Origin of the sequence: Pseudoalteromonas sp. SR45-5 (assembly GCF_014163565.1) — a bacterium.
GTDB classification, from domain to species: Bacteria; Pseudomonadota; Gammaproteobacteria; order Enterobacterales; family Alteromonadaceae; genus Pseudoalteromonas; species Pseudoalteromonas distincta.
Genome location: NZ_JACJDN010000196.1, coordinates 1 through 6,408 on the forward strand (window position 1 = coordinate 1; position 6,408 = coordinate 6,408).

Annotated in this window: 7 protein-coding genes; all 7 read right to left on the bottom strand. The window is 39.3% G+C overall.

The genetic code is table 11. The features are described 5' to 3' along the window. On the bottom strand, positions 1-792 hold a 792-nt coding region (gene ttcA / locus H5072_RS09175), incomplete at its 3' end, for a tRNA 2-thiocytidine(32) synthetase TtcA (protein WP_182693345.1). Positions 793-945: 153 nt separating this feature from the next. Then, positions 946-1,878: a universal stress protein UspE gene (gene uspE / locus H5072_RS09180; protein ID WP_165723936.1), complete on the bottom strand. Its 933-nt coding sequence runs from the start codon at positions 1,876-1,878 to the stop codon at positions 946-948. Between the two features lie 103 nt (positions 1,879-1,981). Next, entirely contained in the window at positions 1,982-2,719 is a 738-nt protein-coding gene (locus tag H5072_RS09185) for an FNR family transcription factor (RefSeq protein WP_182693346.1), read from the bottom strand. A gap of 70 nt (positions 2,720-2,789) precedes the next feature. Further along, entirely contained in the window at positions 2,790-3,461 is a 672-nt protein-coding gene (locus tag H5072_RS09190) for a sulfite exporter TauE/SafE family protein (RefSeq protein ID WP_039490095.1), read from the bottom strand. Next, a complete protein-coding gene (gene ccoS, locus H5072_RS09195) occupies positions 3,454-3,621 on the bottom strand; it encodes a cbb3-type cytochrome oxidase assembly protein CcoS (RefSeq protein WP_002963071.1) in 168 nt (55 codons plus the stop codon). The genes H5072_RS09190 and ccoS overlap by 8 nt, the downstream gene beginning before the upstream one ends. Further along, the gene (locus H5072_RS09200; protein ID WP_182693347.1) at positions 3,618-5,993 is read right to left on the bottom strand and encodes a heavy metal translocating P-type ATPase; all 2,376 of its coding nucleotides are present in this window, start codon (positions 5,991-5,993) and stop codon (positions 3,618-3,620) included. The genes ccoS and H5072_RS09200 overlap by 4 nt, the downstream gene beginning before the upstream one ends. Positions 5,994-6,001: 8 nt before the next feature. Next, a complete protein-coding gene (locus H5072_RS09205; RefSeq protein WP_182693348.1) occupies positions 6,002-6,403 on the bottom strand; it encodes a FixH family protein in 402 nt (133 codons plus the stop codon). Positions 6,404-6,408 lie beyond the last annotated feature (5 nt).

The following is a 6,408-nucleotide window of genomic DNA, read 5'->3' on the forward strand; positions in this document are numbered from 1 at the left end:
TTGTAAGTTTTTAAAATCAAACAAATCAGCATCAGCTAAGTGTGAAGGCACGACGTTTTGCATTGCTGTAAAAATACTCTCAATACGGCCTGGGTGCTCAGCATCCCATTTAGCGAGCATTGCTTTTGTATGTTTACGCTGTAGGTTTTCTTGCGAACCACATAGGTTACACGGAATAATTGGATAACCTTGTGCAAATGCGTATTGGCTTATATCGCTTTCTTTGCAGTATGCAAGTGGGCGAATAACCATATGCTCGCCGTTATCACTCATTAATTTAGCCGGCATACTTTTTAGTTTTCCACCGTAAAACATATTTAAAAACAACGTTTCAATCATGTCGTCACGATGGTGCCCAAGGGCTATTTTAGTTGCGCCTAACTCATTTGCTGTGCGGTATAAAATACCACGACGCAGTCGTGAGCAAAGTGAACAGGTTGTTTTACCTTCAGGAATAATGTCAGTAACAATGCTGTAGGTATCTTCTTCTACAATTTTGTATTCTACATTTAATTTATCAAGATACAGGGGTAAAACGTGCTCAGGAAACCCTGGTTGTTTTTGATCTAGGTTTACAACAACGAGATCAAACTTTATAGGTGCTACACGTTTTAAATGTTGAAGCATTTCAAGCATTGTGTAGCTGTCTTTGCCACCTGATAAACACACCATTATACGGTCACCTTCTTCAATCATATTGAAGTCCATAACGGCTTGACCAGTTTGGCGACGTAAACGCTTTTGTAGCTTATTTAAGTTAAATTGAGCTTTAGCTTGATCTGAGTGTGACAATTACGCCCCCTAGTAAATCAATACAGCAAAGTTATTTGCTAAAAATAAAGGGGCGTATTATACCCAAACCACCTGAATATGCGAGTTTAGGATGTAATTAAACACGGTATTTTTAGCAAGTAACAAACTGGATGTTACTTGCTAAATTTTTAATTAATCTAGTTTCTTTGCCATCGGGCTTACGTAACCATCGGGCTTAAGTGCTAGTACATCGCAGTCAAGGCTATCAATTACATGCTCTGCTGTATTACCTACTAAAGCGGCACTTAAGCCTGTACGACCAACGGTACCAATAACAACTAATTCGCTATTTAACCGCTTAGCTACATCAGGGATTACATCCTCAGGTAGGCCTTCTTCAATAAAACATTGCTCTTGGCTTAAATTAAACTCAGCAGCAAGTGCATTGGTTGATTCAATGTGGTGTTTTTTAACTGATTCGTTATAAAGTCCAGGGTTAAACTCAGGAATTTCGATTGCTATATTTATGGGCGTTGCAGGATAAGCATTAACTAAATTAAGTTTTGCGTTGGCAAGTTCACATAAAAATTGTGCGTCTTTAATTACCCGTTTATTAAGTGCTACATGTTCTTCGTTTTCACTAACCGCATTCACAGCAGCTAAAATATTACCGTTTTCTGGCCATGCCATTTCTTTAACAAACAACACCGGGGCAGGGCATTTTCGTACTAAATGCCAGTCGGTAGGGGTGAAAATAACGGATTTAAGTGCACCATGTTGATGTGTGCCTTTAATTACTAAATCGTACTTTTGATCAATTACAGTATCGATTATGGCTTCATAAGGACGGTTATGCCAAACCACTTGGGTGTCAATATCTATATCTTTGTAAGGTGAAACCAAATCTTTAAGCCATAGCTGGCGATCTTTTAGTACGGCATCACGCATTGCTTCGCGTTCATCGCCAGATAGCATCGTTGTCATTTCATAAGAGAAGTCGTAAACCGTCATAAAGGCGGTAATACTTGCGCCAGATTTTTTGGCTAAGTCTATTGAACGTGATAAACCGTGTTGATCGTCTTTGGTAGGGTCAATAACCGCAATAATGCGTTTAATAGTGTTCATATGCTACTCCATTTGCCTAACGGGTGTACAATTAGTGTAACGCAAATATAAAACAGTTAAAGGGGTAGCATATAAATTGTTGTTCTAAATCAAACTATTTAATTTAGCGAGGCTTAACGATTGCTGCCGTTTTAGCTAAGGCATCATTATCTAAAATTGTAATAAATTTACCTTCTACTTTTATTAAGTCGGCTTTTTGAAAACGGCTTAATAAACGGCTAATGGTCTCTACGGTAAGGCCTAAGTAGTTACCTATTTCACCGCGAGTCATGGTAAATCTAAATTCTTTGCGTGAAAAACCACGTTCACCAAAACGCTCTGATAAGTTATAAATAAAACTAGCTAAGCGTTCTTCTGCTGATTTTTTATTGAGTAATAACAGCATTTCTTGATCGTATGTAATTTCGCTGCTCATCAAGCGCATTATTTGTTGACGAAGTTTTGGTAATTTACCAGCAAGTTCGTCAAGGGTATCGAATGGTATTTCGCACACCATTGACGTTTCAAGTGCTTGTGAAAAACTCTGGTGCGCCATTTTACTTATCGCGTCAAAGCCTACTAAGTCACCCGCTAAATGAAACCCGGTTATTTGCTCATCACCTTGCTCTGATAATGTGTACGATTTAAATGACCCAGAGCGTACAGCATAAATAGCCTGTAAAGGTGCGTCTGATTCAAATAGATAATCGCCTTTATGGAGTGGTTTTTTTCGCTCAATAATTTCGTCTAGCTTATCCATTTCTTGGCCATTGAGAGAAAATGGCAAGCACAATTGACTAATACTGCAGTTATTACAGCTAATAGCACAATTACCTTTAGCGCGACTTTGAGAGAAATCCATAATTTAATCCGTTTAAATTTTTATACACACGACTGCAAAATAACCATAAAAGGTTAATACTGCGAATAGGTTATTGTATCAGCTTGTCAGTTGCAATTATCAATAAGTAGATACCATACCAGATTATAACACTGCCCAATACAATTCGGGTCCAAGGGTGGTTAATAATACTATTTAGTTTTTGTGCGGTAACGCCTAACGTGATCATTGCGGGGAAAGTACCCAAAGCAAAACATAGCATCACTAAAGCACCGTCTAGGGCACTTGGGCTAGTCATCGCCCATGTAAGTGCTGAGTAAACAAGTCCACATGGAAGCCATCCCCACAAAGCACCGTAACCTAGAGCTTTAAAAGGGGAGTTAATAGGCATTAAGTATTTATTTAGCTTAACAATGTGTTGCCACACTAAGGTTTTACCAATTTTTTCTAACCATTGCAACGTAGGGCCTAAGCGCATTATATACACGCCGACTAGGAGCATAAAAATAGCTGCAATGAATGAAAGTGCTAAAGAAAAAGATGTGTTTTGCCTAGCAAATTGGCTGCTAATACCAGCAACAAGTGCACCTGCTGCCATGTAGCTCAGTGCACGCCCGGTATTATAGGCAAATGAATAGGTGAATGTTTTGCGTTTATCACTTGCCAGTTGTAATGAGCTTGCAATACCGCCGCACATGGCAATGCAATGACCGCTACCTATTAGCCCCATTAAAAATGCGCTGGTGTAAAGAGGGTCAATCATTACTTTTGTTATGTTGCTCTTTGTCGTCTTCAAACAAAATACTATGACCTTGCTTATTTAAATCAGAAAACTGCTCACTTTTTACGGCCCAAAAGAAAACGCCTATAGCAATAATGACAAACAAAATGGCAATAGGGATCAAAATGTAAATTATGCTCATAACTTTAATAGCCTTAGTGAATTACTAATCACAATAATTGAGCTGGCAGACATGCCAATAACAGCCATCCACGGAGCGACTAAGCCCAGCGCTGCCAATGGTAATATGGATGCATTATACAATAAAGACAGCGCAAGGTTTTGCTTAATAATTCGTCTGGTTTGTTTTGCCACATTGAGTAAATGATCAATTGAAGCTAAATCGCTATTAAGGAGCACTACATCGGCGCTATTTTTTGATATGTCAGCACCGGTTTCCATTGCAATGGATAAATGCGCGCTGGCAAATACAGGGCTGTCGTTTACGCCATCGCCGACCATTGCTACAACTTCGTTTTGTGACGCCCATTTTTCAACGGCTGTTTGTTTATCTTGTGGCGAACACCCAGATTGCACACTTTCAAGGTTGAGTTGCTTAGCTACTTTTTGCCCAGCATCTGATGCGTCACCGGTTAACATATGACACGTTAAATTTTGCGATTGAAGTGAGCCTATAAGCTTTTGAGCATCGTTTTTTACTTTATCAATAAAGTAAAAACGTGCAACAACCTGCTTATTTATATACAAGCTTGCTTGTGCATTTGATTTTTTGCTATCAAACCAACCACTTTTACCAATTGCATAATGATTGTTTGCATCTTGTGCGCTAATTCCCAGACCTGGATGCACTTCAACGTTATTAAGATTGTGGTGAGCAGGAGTAATTTCATCAAATGCGCTGGCTATAGGGTGTTCAGAATAACGCTCTAACATAGCTGCTATATCTAGCACTTGCGCTTTTGTGTATTGCTTATCGAGTATATCTACTTCATCTAGGCTAAATTTACCTTGGGTGAGTGTGCCTGTTTTATCAAAGGCAAATAGCGTAATTTGTGAGAGTGTTTCGAGCACATGCGCTTGTTTTATTAATACGCCTTTACGGGTCAAGGTTGCAACCGCGCATGTAAGTGCGGTTGGTATGGCTAAACTCAGGGCACATGGGCAGGTAGCAACTAAAACCGAAATGGTGATCCAAAATGCGTGTTCAGGGTCAATTTGGTACCAGCCAATAGCTGTAAGTGAAGCAAATATAAGTAGGCACGCTATAAACCATTGCGCAACTTTATCTGTAATTTCAACCAGTTTAGGGCGTTTAGTTAATGCGTTGTGTTGCAAGCGGATAATTTGATTTAAAAGCGTATTTTGGCCAATTTTATTAATTTTTATTTCAATAACGCCGTCGTGGTTAACGCAACCGGCATAGACATTGTGGCCGATAAATTTTGTAACGGGTTGGTGTTCGCCCGTCATCATTGATTCATCAACCGTAGTTTTACCCTTTATAAGCTCGCCGTCGGCAGGAATTGTTTCACCCGCTTTAATGAGTACTACGTCATTAAGTTTTAGTTTTTTGGCTGCAATTATAAGTTCTTCACCACTGTCGTTAATGGTGCGGGCTGTTAATGGCAATAATCTTTGTAAGTTGGCAGTAAATTCGCTCGCTTTTAAACGCGCTCTAAATTCAAGGTACTTACCTAATAAAAGTAAAAAGGTAAACATGCACACAGATTCAAAATATACTTCGCCGACTTGCATAAATGTGGCGTAACAACTTGCGCCAAACGCACCAAAAATAGCCAGCGATACGGGTAAATCCATATTGAGCTGTTTTGCTTTTAAGCCATTTATGGCGTTGGTTAAAAAGGGCAGTGCGCTATATAAAATAACCGGAGAGGCAAGTACTAAGCTGATCCATCTAAAATACTGCTCAAAATTGCTGTCCATGCCTGAAAACATGCCAAAGTACATGGCAAACGCAAACATCATAACTTGCATGGTCATTAAGCCTGCAACACCTAAGCGGCGAATATAGGCTTTGGCAGTTTGTTGCTTTTGTTGAGCTTCAGTATCTGATTGAAATGGGTAGGCTTTATAACCAATTTTGGCTAAGGAAGTAATAATTTCACTCAAGGGGGTGCTGGTTTTATCCCATTGGATCATCGCGCGGTTGGTGGAAGTATTTACATCAACCCGTTTTACAGTATTTAAGTTTAAGAGTTGTTTTTCGATAAGCCACGCACACGCTGCGCAGGTTATACCTTCAACACTCAACAATACCTCTGAGATATTGTCGTTAGTGGCTATAAATTCGTCTTGAATGTCTTCGTTGTCATAACTTTTTATAAATGCGAGTTGCTCAGGTACCAGTTGCTCAACCTTGCCTGCGCGAACAGTTCGGTATTTATAATAATCAGTCATACCTTGATCAACAATATTTTGCGCAACTGCTTGGCAGCCAATGCAACACATTGGCTGGGCAATATCGTCAATTATAACGTTTGCGCTAAATCCGTTTGGCACACTTTCAAGGCAATGAAAGCAAGAGTGAGACATAGTAATGATTACTTATAGTTAGGAGTAACTAAAACGGTTTCAGCCGTCGGTAGAACAATGTTTTCTTTTAGTTTCCAGCTGCCATCAATTGGCTCAATAAATACAGAATATGCACCTGGCGTATACTTATCAAGTAATGCAGTAAATTCTTGATTGGCATTAGGCGTAAGTGTTGCCTCAAAGTCATGCGCTTTAATAGTACGGTGGTAAAACGAAAGTTTTAAAACATGTACGTTGCTACTGTCACCTTTTGTAAACTTAAAGCTTACACGCTCGTTGGTTACATTTAATTCGCCATGTAAGTAAAGTGCTTTTGCTTTTTCAAACTTAGTCAGTTCTAAGTTTATTGCTTTACCTTTTTTGTAGTAGTCGTCAACAACCATATCTGGGCCGTTACCTATTGCCGTAATAAATA

Excerpts from the sequence above, each read along its gene's own strand:
- H5072_RS09185 (WP_182693346.1), bottom strand. The coding sequence starts at position 2,719 with ATGGATTTCTCTCAAAGTCGCGCTAAAGGTAATTGTGCTATTAGCTGT.
- H5072_RS09200 (WP_182693347.1), bottom strand. The coding sequence starts at position 5,993 with ATGTCTCACTCTTGCTTTCATTGCCTTGAAAGTGTGCCAAACGGATTT.
- H5072_RS09190 (WP_039490095.1), bottom strand. The coding sequence starts at position 3,461 with ATGATTGACCCTCTTTACACCAGCGCATTTTTAATGGGGCTAATAGGT.
- uspE (WP_165723936.1), bottom strand. The coding sequence starts at position 1,878 with ATGAACACTATTAAACGCATTATTGCGGTTATTGACCCTACCAAAGAC.
- ccoS (WP_002963071.1), bottom strand. The coding sequence starts at position 3,621 with ATGAGCATAATTTACATTTTGATCCCTATTGCCATTTTGTTTGTCATT.